Origin of the sequence: Cobetia marina, from assembly GCF_001720485.1 — a bacterium.
GTDB lineage: Bacteria > Pseudomonadota > Gammaproteobacteria > Pseudomonadales > Halomonadaceae > Cobetia > Cobetia marina.
Genome location: NZ_CP017114.1, coordinates 845,166 through 863,034, shown reverse-complemented (window position 1 = coordinate 863,034; position 17,869 = coordinate 845,166). Strand labels below are relative to the sequence as shown.

At 64.2% G+C, this 17,869-nt stretch carries 11 protein-coding genes; 2 read left to right on the top strand and 9 right to left on the bottom strand.

Going from position 1 to position 17,869, the window contains the following annotated elements; all coding sequences use genetic code 11:
• Positions 1-12: 12 nt before the first annotated feature.
• From BFX80_RS03665 to BFX80_RS03655, 3 genes are all read right to left on the bottom strand, one after another.
• A complete protein-coding gene (locus tag BFX80_RS03665) occupies positions 13-1,773 on the bottom strand; it encodes an ABC transporter permease (protein ID WP_084207970.1) in 1,761 nt (586 codons plus the stop codon).
• The gene (locus BFX80_RS03660; RefSeq protein WP_240499661.1) at positions 1,749-3,032 is read right to left on the bottom strand and encodes an ABC transporter substrate-binding protein; all 1,284 of its coding nucleotides are present in this window, start codon (positions 3,030-3,032) and stop codon (positions 1,749-1,751) included. Before BFX80_RS03660 ends, BFX80_RS03665 begins: the two co-directional genes overlap by 25 nt.
• Positions 3,033-3,097: 65 nt before the next feature.
• A complete protein-coding gene (locus BFX80_RS03655) occupies positions 3,098-5,320 on the bottom strand; it encodes an FAD-dependent oxidoreductase (RefSeq protein ID WP_077375383.1) in 2,223 nt (740 codons plus the stop codon).
• Between the two features lie 299 nt (positions 5,321-5,619).
• Here BFX80_RS03655 and msrA point away from each other — a divergent pair, with 299 nt between their 5' ends.
• The gene (gene msrA / locus BFX80_RS03650; RefSeq protein WP_084207969.1) at positions 5,620-6,297 is read left to right on the top strand and encodes a peptide-methionine (S)-S-oxide reductase MsrA; all 678 of its coding nucleotides are present in this window, start codon (positions 5,620-5,622) and stop codon (positions 6,295-6,297) included.
• Positions 6,298-6,393: 96 nt separating this feature from the next.
• Here msrA and BFX80_RS03645 read toward each other — a convergent pair whose 3' ends face one another.
• Positions 6,394-7,734 carry an MFS transporter gene (locus BFX80_RS03645; protein ID WP_084207968.1) on the bottom strand — a complete coding sequence of 447 codons (1,341 nt, stop codon included), beginning with the start codon at positions 7,732-7,734 and terminating at the stop codon, positions 6,394-6,396.
• Positions 7,735-7,998: 264 nt separating this feature from the next.
• Here BFX80_RS03645 and BFX80_RS03640 point away from each other — a divergent pair, with 264 nt between their 5' ends.
• Positions 7,999-8,916 (top strand): LysR family transcriptional regulator, encoded by a 918-nt coding sequence (locus BFX80_RS03640; protein WP_084209610.1) that lies wholly within the window; start codon positions 7,999-8,001, stop codon positions 8,914-8,916.
• 94 nt (positions 8,917-9,010) lie between these two features.
• Here the strand turns inward: BFX80_RS03640 and BFX80_RS03635 are convergent, their stop codons facing one another.
• From BFX80_RS03635 to BFX80_RS03615, 5 genes are all read right to left on the bottom strand, one after another.
• Positions 9,011-9,526 (bottom strand): C40 family peptidase, encoded by a 516-nt coding sequence (locus BFX80_RS03635; protein ID WP_205632728.1) that lies wholly within the window; start codon positions 9,524-9,526, stop codon positions 9,011-9,013.
• A gap of 354 nt (positions 9,527-9,880) precedes the next feature.
• Entirely contained in the window at positions 9,881-12,511 is a 2,631-nt protein-coding gene (locus BFX80_RS03630; protein ID WP_084207967.1) for a DUF1266 domain-containing protein, read from the bottom strand.
• A gap of 282 nt (positions 12,512-12,793) precedes the next feature.
• The gene (locus tag BFX80_RS03625) at positions 12,794-15,871 is read right to left on the bottom strand and encodes an efflux RND transporter permease subunit (RefSeq protein ID WP_084207966.1); all 3,078 of its coding nucleotides are present in this window, start codon (positions 15,869-15,871) and stop codon (positions 12,794-12,796) included.
• Between the two features lie 3 nt (positions 15,872-15,874).
• Entirely contained in the window at positions 15,875-17,083 is a 1,209-nt protein-coding gene (locus tag BFX80_RS03620; protein WP_084207965.1) for an efflux RND transporter periplasmic adaptor subunit, read from the bottom strand.
• A gap of 80 nt (positions 17,084-17,163) precedes the next feature.
• Positions 17,164-17,802: a TetR/AcrR family transcriptional regulator gene (locus BFX80_RS03615; RefSeq protein ID WP_077375426.1), complete on the bottom strand. Its 639-nt coding sequence runs from the start codon at positions 17,800-17,802 to the stop codon at positions 17,164-17,166.
• Between the last annotated feature and the right edge of the window lie 67 nt (positions 17,803-17,869).

Genomic DNA, 17,869 nt, shown 5'->3' with positions numbered 1-17,869 from the left:
AGGTGTCAGGCGTCAGCCACGTATCGGTGCCAGCGCGCGCCCGGCAGGCACGGCTCTCGCCAGCAGGAAGATCAGCAACGGCAGACAGGCCTGCAGGCAGGCCGCGACCGCCGTCAGGCGAGGATCCGCCCCCGTGGCCAGCGCCAGTGTCTCGGTGGTCAGGGTGGGGACGCGTCCACCGCCCAGCACCACCGTCGGCACGTACTGCGCGATGCTGACCGCGAAGGCCACTGCCCAGCTGATGGCCAGAGGCCTGAGCATCAAGCGCAGCCGGATGCCGATCAGCACCTCAAGCCGCGAGCGCCCCAGCAGTCGTGCTGCCTGCTCGAGGCGCACGTCGAAACGGGCCCAGGGGCCGGCCAGCGTCAGCCAGGCATAGGGCAAGGCGAACAGCAGATGGCCGATCACCACCCCCACCCAGCCCGGATCCGCGCCGAGGCTCAGCCAGCCGACCTGGAAACCGAACAGGAAGCTTGCCTGAGGCAGCAGCAACGGAAGGTAGAGGCACACCACGAAGCCTCGCAGGCGACCCACCTCACGCTCACGCTCGAAGACCGCCACACTGAGCATCACCGCCAGGGTGGCGACCAGCACGGCGAGCCACAGACTGTTGCTGAAGGCCCCACCCAGTCCTGAAAGCGCCTGTTGCCAGCTTTCCAGCCCCCAGCGAGCCGGCAGCAGTGACGGGAAGAACCAGCTTCTGGCCAGCGATTGAACGGCGATCACGGCAAAGGCCAGCAGCGAGACTGCCGTCACCGTGCCGAGCAGAACGCGGATCACGCGCCCGCGCTGCCCCTTGCGTCCCGGGCGTGCTGCCGCCCGAGGTGCAGGATTGTCGAGCACCCAGTCACGATGGCGATTCAACAGATAACGTCCCACAGCGGCACCCAGCGCCATCACCACGATGACCAGCAGTGCCAGCAGGAGTGCCCCGACACTGGCCGGTAGACGTGAGCTCGGGTCACTGTCACGCCACAGTTCGACCAGACGCACCGCCAGGGTCGGCGTACGTGTCGGCCCCAGTACCTGAGCGACATCCACCACCGCCAGCGAATAGGCCAGCACGGCACCGATGGGCAGGGCGATGGCCCGCATCACCTGCGGCATCAGAATTCGCCAGCGCAGCTGGGGGATGCTGTAGCCGAGCGCCTGGCCCGCCTGCAGTTGCGCGGTGACCGGCAGACGCGAGAGCGCCGTCTGGGCCATCAGCATCAGAAACGGCGCTTCCTTGAGTGCCAGTCCCAGCGCCAGCGTGATGCCATGCGCGTCCGGCAGAGGGTATTGCGGGGGGGCCAGCACCTCGAAGGGTGCCAGCAGCAGTCGCATCAGCACGCCGCTGGGAGCGGCCAGCCACAAGAGCCCCAGAGCCAGCGCCAGATGCGGCATCGCCAGCACCGGTGCCAGCAGACGTTCGAGGCGCTCGCCGAAACGGGTACCGGCGGCCGCGGCCAGCCAGCCCATGGTCAGCAGTACCGCCAGCAGCGTGCCGCCGATGCCGCTGACCAGGGTCAGACGCAGTCCGTCGGCCAGTCCCGGCAAGGCCCACCAGCGCTGCCAGGCGATCGCCGAGACCTCCTCGAAGCCAAGCGCCGGCCACAGCCCGAGGGCCGGTGCGACCAGTCCTGCCAGTCCCAGCGCCGTAGGGCCGAGCAACAACAGCAGTACTGCCCAGCGCAGCAGGCGAGCCGGTGTCAATGCCAGGCGCCCCGCCGGGCGCTCAGCGCGCCAGCGCTCGGCAAGCCATTGCGTCAGTTGCGATAGCGTCGCGCCCACTCGGCCTCCAGTGCATCGGTCCAACTGGGATGCGGCTCGCTCAGCGGCGTGCCCAGCGCTTCGGGCGACATGCCACCCGCAAGCTCCGGCAAGGCGTCGAAGGCAGCGCGCTGTGCCGCCGGCAGGCGCGTCACGTCCAGCACCGTCTCGTCACCCCAGCGTGAGGGGTCCGCCTTGGCGGCCTGTGCCTCGGCGGACATCAACTGATTGACCCACACCAATGCGGCCGCCTTGTGAGGCGCACTGGCCGGAATCGCCAGATAGTGCACATTGCCGAGAGTGCCGCCGTCATGGATATACGGCTCAATGGTCGGTGGCAGCCGCCCTTCCTGACGGGCATTGGCCACTTCCTGGGGCACGAAGCTCAGCGCGATCCAGACACTGCGCTGAGCCAGCAGTTTCATCTGCTCCTCGGCGCCGGCTGGCTGTCGCTCGCCCTGCGCCCACATCAGCGGATGCAGTGCATCGAGATAGTCCCACAGCGGTGCGGTCACCTCAGCGAACAGAGCATCACTCGCCACCGGCGCAGCCAGCAGCTCACGCTGCTCGCCCGGCATCAACTCAAGCAACGCCTGCTTGAGAAAGGTGGTGCCATGAAAGCTCGGTGGCTGCGGATAGGTCACGCGCCCGGGGTTGGCCTTCGCCACGTCCAGCAGCGCCCGCATCGAGCGTGGCGGCGATTCCAGCAAGGCACTGTCGTACATGAAGATCAGCTGGGCACGCCCCCATGGTGCCTCCATTCCCTCGGTGGCGAGCCCGAAGTCACGCGCACCGATCTCCTCGAGCAGATACTCGCTGTTGGGCAGGCGTTCGACGAAGGGTCCCCACACCAGCTCGGCCTGCTTGAGCGCGCGGAAGTTCTCGCCGTTGATCCAGATGACATCGATACTGCCATCACTGCGCCCCGCCGCCTTCTCGGCCAGCAAGGTCGAGACGCTCTCGGCGGTATCGGCAATCTTGACGTGACGCACCTCGATACCGTGCTCACGTGCCGCGATCTCTGCCTGGGCGCGCAGATAGGCGTTGGTGGCTTCACTCCCGCCCCAGGCGTGGAAGTCGATGCGCTGACCGCGTGCCTTGTCGGCGATCACGTTCCACTCCAGTGCAGCCAGCATCGGCACTGCCCGCCCCTTGGCGGCATCGGCGGCGTACGCCAGTGACGTGGCCCAGGGCATGGCACTCATGCCGGCCATCAACACCAGTGACCCACCCATCAATGCCAGTGCGCGACGTCGCCCCGGCAGACATGTCGTAGCCATGGAGGTTTCTCCTGATAGCAAGATGCCGCGACCCTGAACGAGCAGGTTCGCGGCATGGGAAAGGATCAGTGCTTGTCGACCGTCACGGGAGGGGTGGCGTCATCCGCCTGGCGTGTCTTGGTCGGCTCGAAGCGTCCATTGCGGCGCCAGGTGAAGTAACGATCCAGCACCTTGAGCACGCCTTCCGGCTTGTGGGCGTTCTTCCACATGCCTGCTGCCGCCTTGTTGGCCTCGGACAGTGTCGGATACGGATGGATGGTGGACAGGATCTTGTTGAGACCGATGCCATGCTTCATCGCCATGGTGAACTCCGCCAGCCATTCCCCCGCATAGGCACCGACCAGTGTCACGCCCAGGATACGATCGCGTCCCTTCTCGGTGAGCACCTTGACGAAGCCTTCCGTCGCACGCTCGGCCAGGGCACGGTCACTCTCGCCCATCTCGTAATGGGTCACTTCATAGTCATAGCCCTGCGCCTTGGCTTCGGTCTCGTTGAGGCCGACCCGCGCCACTTCCGGCTCGGTGTAGGTGACCATCGGCATGATGCGGTAATCGACCTTGAAGGTCTTCAGGCCGCCGAACAGTGCATTGACCGCGGCGTGCCATGCCTGATGACCTGCCGCATGGGTGAACTGATAGGGGCCAGCGACATCGCCACACGCCCAGATGTTCGGCTGCAGCGTCTGCAGCGACTCGGAGACATCGATGGTGCCGCGCTCGGAGACCGCGATGCCCAGCTCTTCCAGACCGAAGCCTTCGACGTTGGCTTCGCGTCCGATGGCCACCAGCAGCTCGTCGAACTCGATCCAGCTCTCCTCGCCGTCGGGAGAACTCACGACCAGATGGCGCATCGGCTGACTGTCCTTGTCCTTGAGCACCTCGATGCGCGTGGCGGTGGAATTGATGCGCAGGTCGACGCCCTCACCGGCCAGCTGCTCGTGCATCAGCGCGCTGACTTCCTCGTCTTCACGCGGCATCACCCGCGGGGCACCCTCGATGATGGTGACGTGACTGCCCAGGCGCGCGAAGCTTTGCCCCAGTTCCATGCCGATCGGGCCGGAGCCCAGCACCACCAGACGCTTGGGCTGCACCCTGAGATCCCACAGATTGTCAGAGGTCAGCGGCGTGATCAGCTCGATACCGGGGATCGCAGGAACACGCGGGCGGGCACCGGTGGCGATCACCACGTTGCGCGTGGTCAGCACGCGACCATCGACTTCCACTTCCCAGGGCGTCCTGAGTCTGGCATTGCCGGTGTGGACTTCCACGCCCAGACTCTCGTAACGCTCGATGCTGTCATGCGGTTCGACACTCTCGACCACGTCCTGCACATGCCCCATCACCTTGGCGAAGTCGATTTCCGGCTCATTGGCGGTGATCCCGAAGCGCTGGGACTGACGAATCTCATGAGCCGCACGCCCGGCACGAATCAGCGCCTTGGAGGGGACGCAGCCGGTGTTGAGGCAGTCACCGCCCATCTTGTGACGCTCGATCAGCGCGACACGCGCATTGACGGCGGAGGCGATATAGCTGGTGACCAGCCCGGCGGAACCGGCACCGATGACGACCATGTCGTAGTCAAAGGTCTTCGGCTTGTCGAAGGCCGCCTGCTGCTTGCGCTTGCGCAGCACGCCGACGATCTTCTTGGCGATCAACGGGAAGAGGCCCAGCGCGATGAAGGAGGCGATCAGCCCCGGCGAGAGGATGCCGGACAGCGACTCCAGCTGACCCAGCTCGCGACCGGCATTCACGTAGATGGCGGTACCGGCGAGCATGCCCAGCTGGCTTGCCACATAGAAGGTGACCACACGCATGCGGGTCAGGCCCATCACCAGATTGACGATGAAGAACGGGAAGACCGGCACCAGACGCAGCGTGAACAGATAGAAGCCGCCTTCACGCTCGACCCCGCGATTCAGGGATTCCAGCTGACGACGGAAGCGCTTCTCGATGCTTTCGCGCAACAGCGTGCGGGAGATGAGGAAGGCCAGGGTGGCACCGATGGTACTGGCGAAGGAGATCAACAACAGACCCCAGCCAAACCCGAACAGGGCGCCGCCCAGCAGGGTGAGCAATGCCGCACCCGGCAGCGAGAGTGCCGCCATTGCCACGTAGACGACGAAGAAGGTACCCGCGACCTTGAACGGCGATTCCTCGAAGAGTGCCTGAAATTCCGACTGACTGGCCTTGAGGCTCTGCAGAGTGAAGTAGTCCTGTGCCCCACTGGCAAAGAAGACCACGATGGCAGCGACGATGGCGCCCAGAAGCAGTAACTTGCGTTTATTCACTGGCGATTTCCTTTTCGATTCCTGCCGTCATGGGCATGTCATTGGGATGTACCGTGTCCTTACGAGACGCGTTGCTGACTGGATGCACTCATCAGGTCATGATGACGCGAACGACCTCATCATGATCACGGTAACAGTACCGTTTCATACGACATCTTCGCATCCATCCCACGTTGATTCGCGTAGAACCCTGATACAGGCAGTGAGGGAATGGCAAGGCAAGCCACCTCGCGGCCCATCGAGACATGGAGATTTCCGTGTTCTCACTTCGAAGGAACGACGCCTTTCCCGGAGACACCATGACCCGATACACGCGATTCCCCTCCTCTGCGCTCAAACGTCTCACACCGCTTGCCAGCCTACTTGGCGGTCTGCTGATTGCCGGCCACGCCAATGCCTTTGACCCGGAACAGGCGCCCAGAGGCGTCGCCGAGGGTGTCACTCAAGGCCAGGAGGTCGCCATCTTCGCCGGTGGCTGCTTCTGGTGCATGGAAGGCCCCTTCGACAAGCTTGACGGCGTGATCTCGACGACGTCCGGCTACACGGCAGGCGAGACGGACAATCCCACCTATAAGCAGGTCTCGGCCGGCAGGACGGGCCATACGGAGGCGGTCAAGGTGGTCTATGACCCTGAAAAGGTCAGCTATGACACCCTGCTGGAGGTCTTCTGGCACAACATCGACCCGGTCGCGGTGGATCGTCAGTTCTGCGATGCCGGCACCCAATACCGCAGTGGCATCTATCCGGTGGATGAAGCGCAGCAAGACGCCGCCCAGGCGAGCCTCGACGACTTGAAGGAGAGATTCCCCGAAGGCATCGCCACCGAGATCGAGGCAGCGGGCCCCTGGTATGCCGCCGAGCAATATCACCAGGACTTCTACCAGAAGAACCCGGTGCGCTATCGCTTCTATCGCGCGGGCTGTGGCCGTGATGACCGTCTCGAGGAAATCTGGGGAGATGACGCCCCGGCGCACTGAGTCTCACCGTCGAGTCGCCTCGCCTGCCACTGACACGCAAACGGCTCGCCATCTGGCGAGCCGTTTGCGTGTCAGGCAGGAATCTCACGGTGGATATCAATGCTGCGGCGTGGCCCGTCGCCAGCACAGCATCGCCAACCCCAGGGTGACAAGCAGAACGCTGACGCCACCCACCACCACCCCTGGCCACCCTGCCTGCTGCCAGAAGGGCTCCAGCCAGAAGCCGCCCAGGCTCGCCCCGAGATAGTAAGCCGTCAGGTAGAGCGCGCTGGCGCTGGCCCGCGCCCCTTCGGCATTGCGCCCGACCCAGGCCGACGCGGTGGCATGTGCCAGGAAGAAGCCGAAGGCATTCAGGCTCAGGCCGGCCAGCATGCCGATCAACGAATGGCTCAGCGTGACCAGAGTGCCGAGAATCAAGAGCGCGGTGCCCAGCATCATGGTCAGTGCCTGGGCGCGGCGTTGCGCACCATCCTGCTCCTCCTGTCGCTGCGCTCCCTGCGCGAGTGCCTGCCCCCGCCCGGCGGCCAGACGCTGTGCCAGCCGGCCGGACTGCGAGGCACCGAAGGTGCCTGCCAGATAGGTCAGAAACAGCAATCCCAACCACTGACTCCCCAGTGACCAGGGGGCCGCGCTCAGGCGAAAGGTCATGTAGCTGTAGAGATTCACGAAGATGAAGAAGTTGAGTCCACCGAGCAGAAACACCGGCCACAGCCGTGGATTGCGCAGATGGCGCCCCAGCCCTGCCAGCATGCTGGCCGGATGGAAGGGCTGTGCCACGAAGCGTCGCTGACGCGGCAGCAACTGCCACAGCGCCGCCAGCAGCAACAGGCTGATACCGCCAATCACCGCGAAACTCATCTGCCAGCCCCAGTGCTCGGCCACGACACCTCCAGCGACCCGCCCACTGATGCCGCCGAGCGAATTGGCACTGATATAGAGCCCCACCGCAGCCATCAACGCCGGCTGTTCCATCTCATCGCTCATGTAGGCGACCGCGACCGCCGGCAAGCCCCCGAGCAGAAAGCCCTGCAACGCACGTACTGCCAACAGCGACCAGAAACCTTCAGCCAGCAAGGCAAGTCCCGAGCAGGCCACCCCCCCGGCCAATGTCCAGAGCAGCAGACGTCGCCGCCCCAGCGCATCCGATAGCGGGCCGAAGACCAGCAACGCCAGTGCCAGCGTGAGGGTGGTCACCGACAACGACAGACTCGCCTGCAGCGAGCTCAGGCCAAGGTCGGTCGCCAGCAGCGGTAACATCGGCTGCACCACATAGAGATTGATGAAGACGACGAAGGAGCCCAGACACAACGCCTGGGTCATGCGTCGCCAATCACGGCCATGCACCTTGAGAGGGGACGGCAGCACTGGCTGCCCGGCAGTATCGTGATGCCCCGAGTCGGATGGGGCGGTGGAAGACGCACTCAGCGATGAAGCCATCAGGTACCTGCAGTCAATCATGGGGATGGCGTGAGTCTGCGCCCTCGAACACCATCAGTAAAATAGCTCGACATGATGCCAGCCATCAGCAAAAGTGATACCCATGAGCCTGACCCACCGGCCTGCAGGCCTCACGCCGTCAGACCGCCTGCGCATGGTGAATGACGTCCAGGGACTGGACGGCGTGATGGCCGCAAGGGACGCCGGTCAGGGTCGGGGACAAGGGAGATGAATGAGGATGGCATCAGACATGAAGAGCGCGACATGAAACTGCCCTTCGATCTGCGGGCACTGGAGATCTTCGTGAGTGTCACGGAGCGCGGCAGCTTCACCGCCGCCGCCACGGCGCTGCAACTGGCCCAGTCGGCCGTCAGTCAGTCGATCGCCAATCTGGAGTCCCGGCTGGGCCAGCCGCTGCTGATACGTGGCACCAAGGGCGTGAGTCTGACACCCGCCGGTGAGACATTGCTCGTGCATGCACGCTCTCTGCTGCAACAGGCGCAGCGAGCGGCCCTGGCCATGGCCGAACTGGATGGCCTGGTCAAAGGTGAGGTACGCATCGGCGTGTCCTCGATGCTGGGGTCCTACTATTTCCCGCCCCTGTTGATGGCCTTCAAGGCGCGCCACCCTGATATCACCTTGAGCGTGATCGAGGGCGGCACCCTGAGTCTTCGCAAGATGATCGACAATGGCGAGCTGGATCTGGGCGTCATCGTCGAGGAACACCCCGGCAGCGCCACCAGCGGGCTGGTCAGCCAGCACTTCCTGCGCGAAGAGATGGTGGTCTGCCTGCCCAACGACCACCCGCTGGCGACACGGGAGCACATCAGCCTCGAAGCATTCTTCGCTGAAGAGCTGGTCGTCTTCAAGCGCGGTTATTTCCATCGCGATTTCATCGAACGTCTGGCAAGCCAGCACGGTCTGATTCCCAGTATCGCCTTCGAATCCAACCTGATCGCGCTCAACAAGGCGATCGTGTCACGCGGCTTCGGTATCACCACCTTCCTCAAGCGCGTGGTGGAGGATGACCGTGAGGAAAACAACCTCACCGCCATTTCCTTCAGTGAACCCGCCTGGCTGGACCTGTCGCTGGCCTGGCGACGTGAGCGTGGACTGTCGCGGGCCGAACAGGCCTTCGTCGACTTCGTGATCGAGCACTCCGTGGTACGCGAAAGTCCATGAGGCGGGCTGCCGGACATGGCGGGGCTCGAGAATTCGCGGGCCGAAAACGACAACACCCGGCCAGGGCCGGGTGTTGTCCATCATGCGAGTGTCGTCATTGACTGCGCATGGCCAGTTTCATCTGCATGGCCTCGTGGGGCATGGGCCGCCGCGACTGCCAGTAGTGCTGCGACCAGTAGACATTGTCCAGCCGCGACAGCTTCACGCCACGTGACGTGGAGGCATGCAGGAAATAGCCGTTGCCCACATACACGCCCACATGGTTGTAACGACGTGAGGGGCGGAAGAACACCAGGTCACCCGGCTTCAACTGCGACTTGTCGATACGCTTGCCCCGCTTGACCTGATCACGGGTGGTACGTGGCAGTTCGATCCCGAAACCGTCACTGAACACATGCTGCATCAGCGCAGAACAATCGATGCCCCGTGAGTTGGTGCCGCCCAGGCGATAGGGCGTTCCCGCCCAGCGATCATGCTCTTCCAGCAACACTTCCCGGATACTGGGACCCGATGCCAGCTGCGGCTCTGCCGGACCCTGCGGTTGGCCGGCCTGCTGACGGTAACGCTTGAGCTTGGGCAATTCCGGCAGATCGACATCGTAATAGGCCATGTCACTCGGAGGCTGTGAATGGCTGGCACACCCCGCCACACCTAGCGGCAACAGTAAAAGACAACACAATAACGTGTGACGCATCCAACATTCCTCGTCGTGGGCCCGGTGCCATGAGACAAAACGTGATCAGCACTTGCGGACGGCGATAACAGGTGATGCATGACAAGACAGAAAGCCGGCAGGAATCCCGTCATCACGAGATGCCTGCATGCCTGAAACGTGAATCAACAGGATCAACGGCATGCCCTGAGACCTGTGACGCAATTGAATGCCGTTCGCAGCAGGGTAGTGCATATTGCCGCAATCCGTATGCCATCGCCTCACAAGATAGACTAAAGCATCAGAAAATACTCAATGCAGCAGACGAGCATCACCGCTCAGGGTATCCAGATGCAGCGCCGGCCAATGCCCCGGACGCGCGCCCGGGAAATCCAGACTGGCCCAGGGTCCGGCCAATGGCGGCGCCGCCGTCAGCCACTGGATCAATACATCACGGAAGCCGCGCAGGAAGCTGTCACGCTGATCGGTATCGCCCATGAAGAAGGCATAGCCGGCGAACAGCCCGCGCGCATATTCCTTCCAGCTGCCGTAGTGTGCTCGCGCCATCGCATGGGCGCTGTCCAGATAGGCCGTGAAGGTGGCCGCATCCAGCCACCCCAGCTGACGGCCGGCAATCGCCAGATCCACCAGCTGCGCGATGTCCCAGGCTGCCATGTCCAGCTCATTGCAGCGGGCCTCGTTGTCACGCACACGGCGCAGGCGATCGAGGTGCACCTGCTCATCCTCGCCGCGTTCACCGCTCTCGAGCACATCGATCTCGTTGTCCAGACGCGCACGATTGAGGGTATAGGGGCCGTAATTGATCTGATATTCGTCCCGATCCCCGGCATCACGCAGGAAATCGAGGAAGCCGATCAGCATCTCGGCGTTGGCCAGACCATAATGACCTTCCAGCCAGCCGGTCAGTTCCTCGACTCCCCGGCCATGCTCGACCATCGGCTCGCCCCAGCACGGCGAATTGAGCGGGCCACTGAGTGCCAGCGCCGTGAAACGATCCAGACTGGGGCGCTCGCCGGGCTCCTGCCAGTCACTGGCGCGCCAATCGAGCCAGTGGAACAGGCTGCCGGGGTCCTCGAGATGCCAGCGGATCTCGTTGACCAGCGGGTGGTCCTCAAGTTCCGGGACCGCGGATTCCCATACCGCCCAGGCCTCCAGCAGCCGGACGGCGTCCGGATAGAAGCGGCACAGTGCGCTGCGCAGGCGCTCGGCACACTGCGCCAGCTCACCGGCATCGAAATCGCGGCTGTCCTGCACCATCAGCAGATAGAACGCGTACTTCTCCGCCATCACGATGCTGGCAGGATGACGATAACAGACTGCCAGCCGCTGTCGCCGTTCCAGCTCGGCGCTATCGGCGCGACCGAAAGGCGTCTGAGGATCAGGCAGCCCACCCCGTGCGGCATCGGCCGCCAGCTGATTGAGGTGATGGGCCTGCGCCGGCAGCCAGAAACGCGCCATGCCGGCCACGCCATCGCGGGTATCCAGGGCCAGCGTCTCGTTGAGGTACTGACGCGCCTCTTCACGCCGCGCGTCCGCCACATCCGCAGGCAGCCCCTGACGATAGAGCAGGTCCGGCTCTCGAATGCTGGCAATGGCCAGCACCCAGTGGCGGCTGTCACTGCGCCATTGACGCATGGCGGTGCGTGAGCGATCCCGGATGGCCTCCGGCAGCAACGCGTGCAGCTCGCAGCGCAGCGGCGTCACCGGTGAGGCCATCAATGGCCGCCAGTCACTGTCGGTGGAGCCGGTGAGATCCGCCCCCTCGAACAGGCTGCGTCCGCGTTGATAGGCGCGCGCCACACCCTGCCAATCCGCGTAGCGACGCACCAGCAGGTCGATACCATGAGCGGCGAAGTCCTCGCCCTCCTCACGACTCAACCAGCCGGCACACAGACCGGCAAAGGCCAGATCCACCAGCCGCAGCCAGTCCCAGGCGGCAAATTCCAGTGGCTCACCACGATCCAGATACTGGAGCAGCAGCTCCCCGTAGGCCACGGGCGACGGGCCCTGCTCGAGACCCGCAGCGGCCGCCAGCTCCGCACTGGCCGCCGCATGTGCCGGGGTGCCGGCGAGCCCCTGAGCCTTGCGCTCGGCCTCCTCGGAGGCGGCGTCAGACTCCAGCTCGTCGAGCCACTTGTCACGCTCATCCTGACTGGCCGACAGCATGCGCGCGCTGTCGATGTCCCAGCCATAGCGATGCCCTTGCGAGGCCAGCCACAACAGCAGACGGATCAATTCGTCACGAGTGCGGATCGCCCAGGTATCACGCAGCCAGCGTTGCACGTCGGGCCAGTGACCCTGCGCATCGAAACCGCTGTCACTCGCCTCGCAGAGGCCGTCATCCGTCGACGTCAGTGTCGTCCCGCCGACCCAGGGCGCAAAGATGGCGCGCGCCATCCACACCCGGTCACGCTCACCCTGCGGCCACAGCTCGGTGGCGGGTACCGGCTGACGGCCTTCCAGCGCCTCCAGCAGACGCGGCCAGGTGACGCCCGCCTCTTCCTGCTCCAGCCGGGACAGCGCGAGACTGGCCTCGAAGAAGCCGTCATCGCCGCGTGTCCAGCCAGCATCGCTGCGCGAATGCGCCAGCGCCTTGAGCCAGTCATCCAGCGAGGTGAAACGTGATGCGATGGCCATGAGCAGTCGCACCAGCCAGGCACGCGTGCGCGCCTCGGACAGCCAGCCAGCCGTCCGCGCCAACGCCAGCAGCTCCAGCGCTTCCAGCTGACGCAGCGAGTCGGGCATGTCACTGGGGAACGCTTCCAGCAAGCGCCAGCCCAGCTCGCCGGCATCCGGCACTTCCAGCGCCTTGAGGCGCGCACGCGCCTCCTCGGATGTCCACACCGCTTCGGGTGTCGCACTGAAACGCCAACCGCACAACACCAGCTGCTGCCCCCACCAGGCACTCAGGGGTTCGACCAAGGCACACCTCACGACTCGACAGGTTTTGATGACGACGGGCCAGCAGCGGACCCTAAACACACCACTGGCGGCGCATAGTGTAACGGAAAGGCGCTGTTGGCGATGCCCCCATGCGGGATCGACTGCATCGCGATGACGCGTGAGAACACCGCTGACTCGCCAACGGCAGTGCGCCCGACGACAGGCGCTGTCATCGGGCGCACGGCATGCCTCAGTGCTTGCCATCAGTGCTTGGCATCACGGCATGGCGCCCTCCCGGGAGGATGGCCATGGGGGACGTGACTACGCCGCCTCGTGCTTGCCTGCCGGAATACGGAACAGTGCACAGTAGGCCACCGGCAGCACGACCAGCGTCAGCAGCGTCGCGACGCCCAGACCGAAGACGATCGCCACCGCCATGCTCGAGAAGAAGGCATCCGAGAACAGCGGAATCATGCCCAGCATGGTCGTGATCGCCGCCATCGAGACCGGCCGCACGCGGCTGACCGCCGCCAGCATCACCGCCTGGAAGCGGTCCTCCTGTTCGGTCAGCTGCACGTTGATCTCCTCCACCAGCACGATGGCGTTCTTGAGCACCATGCCGACCAGGCTCAGGGTGCCCAGCAGTGCCATGAAGGTGAACGGCGCCCCGAACACGATCAACCCGCTGACGATACCGATCAGCGTCAGCGGCACGATGGACCAGATGGCCAGCGCCTGGCGCAGGTTGGAGAACAGCAGCACCGTGATCACGAACATCCCCAACAGCCCCATCGGCAGCGAGGAGAACAGCGCCTTCTGCGCATCGGTGGACGTCTCGTATTCACCGCCCCACTCCAGATGATATCCCTCCGGCAGCTCGATGGCCTCGACCTTGGGTCGTATGCGACTCAATACACTGGCGGCCGTCTCGCCGGACAGTGGCATCGGCTCCGCATAGACCGCCAGCATGCGCTCGCGATTGCGCCGCTTGATCAGGGGATCGCGCAGCTCGGCCTTGAGCGGGCCCATCACCGCTCCCGCCGGCACATAGGTTTCCTGTTCGTCGCTCCAGACGTTGAGACTGGCCAGGGTGTCGAGATCAAAGCGCTGGCGCTCCTCACCGCGCAGCAGGATCGGGATCAGTTCGGAGCCCTCGCGATAGACGCCGACGCTCTCGCCATCACTGTTGATCAGCAATGCCTCATGCAATGCATCCCGCGTCACGCCGACACGCCGCGCCTGATCATCCAGGAACTCGGGCTCGATGCGATTGACGCGATTGCGCCACGACAGGCGAATGCTGTCTGCCAGCGGCTCCTGCTCGAAGACGTCACGCACTTCGGCGGCCAGCTGGCGCAGTACCGCCGGGTCCTCGCCGTAGAGGCGCGCCTCGAGACTGGCCTTGGCGGACGGGCCGACCTGCAAGGCCTGCACCTTGTATTCCACCTGCGGATATTCGGCGCGCAACAGGCGTATCACCTCCTCCATGCGCGCTTCGCGGCTGTCGCGGTCCTCGGTCTCGACGATCAGCTGACCGAAGCTCGCGTAGCTGTCTTCCGGCGAGTAGGTCAGGGTGAAGCGCTGGGCACCGCCCCCGGTCACGCTGGTGACATGATTGACGCGCTCCATCTTCAGCACCTGCTGCTCCAGACGCGAGACATGCCGTTCGGTCTCCAGCACATCGGTGCCTTCCGGCATCCAGACATCGACGAAGAACAGCGGTGTCGAGGCATCCGGGAAGAAGGCATTCTTGATCTGGCCAAAGCTCATCACGGCCACGACCAGCAGTGCCAGCGCCCCGCCCAGGGTCAGCCAGCGCAGACGGATCGCCCAGCCCAGCAGGGTTCGGAAGCCACGGAAGATCACGCCCCGGTAAGGGTCTTCATGCTCGGCGCCGTCCTTGTCGTTGCCCGATGTCTCACGCGCTTCGCGGAAGAACATGTCGAAGAAGAACGGGGTCAGCGTCAGGGCGGTGATCCAGCTCAACAGCAACGAGTAACACAGCACCCAGAACAGCGAGCCGACGAATTCCCCGGTCGCATCCGGCGACAGACCGATGGGCGCGAAGGCGGTAATCGCGATCACCGTGGCCCCCAGCAGCGGCAGGCGATTCTGGTTGACCACCTCGAAGGCAGCCTGACGCTTGGTCTTGCCACGCTTGAGGCCGATCAGCATGCCTTCCGTGACCACGATGGCGTTGTCCACCAGCATGCCCAGCGCGATGATCAGCGCGCCCAGCGAGATCTTCTGCAGCTCGATGCCATGGATCGACATCATCACGAAGGTGCCGAGAATGGTGATCAGCAGCACCAGCCCCATCAGCACCCCGCTCTTGACGCCCATGAACAGCAGCAGCACCAGGATCACGATACCGACGGCCTCGGCCAGATTGAGCAGGAAGCCGGAGACCGCCTCATCCACCACCTGCGGCTGGTGATAGACGGTGGTCAGCTCCATGCCCAACGGCATCCGCGATTCAAGCTCCCCAAGACGCTGGTCGACTCGCTCGCCGACCTCCACCACATTGACGCCGGAGGCAAACGAGATCCCCAGCGACAGAGCGGTCTCGCCATCGGTGTGATAGAGACGTGACGGCGATTCGGTGTACTCGCGGCTGACCGAGGCGATATCCCCGAGACGGATCAGGCCGCCATTGCCGGGGCGACCGACCACGAGACGCTCCAGGTCCTGCACGCTCTGGAACTCCCCGCCCGGCTGCAATTCCAGCGACAGGCCGTTCTGACGGATACGACCGGCATTGCCGACCACGTTCTGGGCGTTGAGCAGATTGGAGAGCTGGTCCGGCGAGATGTTCAGCGCCTGCATGCGATCACGGTCCAGCGCCACGATCACCTGCTCGCTGCGCGCGCCGACGATGGAGACCTTCTTCACGCCCTCCACCAGCGTCAGTTCGCGTTGCAGGAAATCGGCCTGATCCTCGAGATCATGCGCCGAGTAGCCCTCGCCACTCAGGTTGTAGAGCAGGCCGAACACGTCCCCGAAGTCATCATTGACCACCGAGGAGGAGCTGCCGGGTGGCAGACTCGACTGGGCATCATTGATCTTGCGCCGCAACAGATCCCAGTACTGCTGCATCTCGCCTGCGCGCACGCTGCTCTCGAGTTCCAGCGTGATCTGCGAAAGGCCTGAGCTGTTGACCGAACTGACACGCTTGAGATTGGGAATCTGCTGGATGGCCTTCTCCAGCGGCAGCGTGACCTCCTCCTCCACCTGCTTGGGGGTGGCGCCCGGATATTGGGTGATCACCACCGCATTGCGGATGGTGAACTCGGGAAACTCCAGCTGGCCAAGATTGAAGAATGACACCACGCCGCCCACCGACAGCAACAGCGTGACCATCCAGCTGATGACCTTGTGTCTCAGGAAGTAATCGACCATGGATCAGAGCCCCGCTTCCTTGACCCAGGGGCGCACAGGCTCCCCGGCTTGCATGCGGCTGGCACCCGCGGTCACCAGACGATCACCGGCATTCAACTCCCCCGTGATCACCAGCCCCTCGCCCGTGGCCTGAAGCACCTCGACGGGCACGGCTTCCACCGTCCCCTGCCCTGCCTTGCCCTCGTCCTCGACGTCCGGTGACGTCTCGGTGGCAGCAGAGCCGTCTTCCATATAACGCCACACCACGGCCTGCTGCGGGTCGGCATCGCGCATCACCACCGCTTCCACCGGGACACGCCATTGCCCCCCGGTGGCCCCCGTCAGCTGCTGCATGTCCAGCTCGACCGTCGCGCTCATGCCGGACAGCACGGTGATGTCCTGAGGCTCCGGCAGGGTCAGGGTGACCTGATAGCTCAGCGAGCCCTCACTGGCGCTGGTGTCATGCTCCTTGTAGCGCGCCGGATAGCGCTGTTCACCGCGCCCGAAGCGTACCCAGGCCAGCGCTGCATCCTCCTGACGCCCGGCCATGGCACGCTCACGGTCGATGGCGCGCACCTGGCGTTCCGGCAGATTGAAGGTCACGTCGATCTGACCGGGCTGCTGGAGCACCGCGATGGTTTCCTGCGCCGTGACCACCTGATAGTTGTCCACCGGCACTCGGGCGATCACCCCGTCATAGGGGGCTTTCAGCTCGGTATAGCTGAGCTGGTCCCGCGCCTGGGAGTACTGAGCCTGTGCCGACTGGAATTCCGCCTGCGCCTCATCGAAGCGTGCACGGCTGATGGCGCCCTTCTCCACCGAGTACTTCATGCGCTTGTAGGTCGCCTGGGCGAGATTGAAGCTGGAACGGGCGTTGTTGAGCTGACTGCGGGCATCACGATCATCCAGCTGCGCGATCAGCTCACCCTGCGTGACCTCCTGGCCGGCCTGCACGTTGAGCTCACGCAGCTCACCGCCGATCCGGAACGAGAGATTGGAACGCTCGGAGGCCTCGACCACGCCGGGATAGCGCTGAATGACACCGCCCCCCTCATCCGACAATGACAGCAATTTGACCGGATGCACCTTCTGCTTCTTCAGCGGCGCCTCGGCCTCGCTGCAGGCCGAAAGCCCGAGGGCCAGCAGCAGACCGGCAAACAGCTGCAGGGCAAGGCCTCCGCGCCAGGCGGCGGGAGTACGCAGGTGTGGCTTGGCACCAGGTCGAAGTTTCATCAGCAGGCCCTTGAGTCATTGGAATGGAAAAGCACAAAACGAAGATCTGTCATCTGTCCGGCAATGCGTACGGCCGTGGCTCACGGTGCTGGATGACGAAGCGCTATCGCGTCCCAGGCCATCTCGAAGGCCTGGTCGAAGCATGCATCACTGATGGCCGGCACCTGACAGCCCGAGCCCTGCAGCAGGCTGTAGATCGAACGAAACATGAACACCTCGATGAGAGCGATGTCGATCTGTTTCAGAATGCCGGTCCGCTGGCCCTGCGCGAAGGCTTCCAGCAAGGGTGCGGCCCGCTCCTGGTTGGCCACCTTCAAGGCGTCCCGCATATGCGAGGAGTGAAGAAACTGATCATGAAAGCGGAACAAGGCGGGCTGGCGGCGCCCCAGCATCACCAGGGCGTGCCACACCCGACACAGCGCGGACTTGAGCTGCCAGGCCGCGGGGGACATCGCGGGCGATGTGACCCGTGATACCTGCGCGTCCGGCTCGGCCTCGAAGGCATCAAGCGCCACCTCGATGATGCGGCGGCTGACCTCGCTGAAGGTGGCCTCCAGCAAGTCGTCCTTGTCGCGATAGTAAAGATAGAGCGTTCCGGGGGACATGCCGGCAGCACGCGCGATGCGTGCCACGGAGGTCACGGCAAAACCATGCTCGGCCACCTCATGCAGAGTGGCTTCCAGCAGCGCCTGCTGCTTGTGTTCATCACGATGGCGCATGGCCTGTCTGCCTCTGGATCTGCTCAGGATGAGAATCCACACAAAATAAATGAACGTTCATTTATTT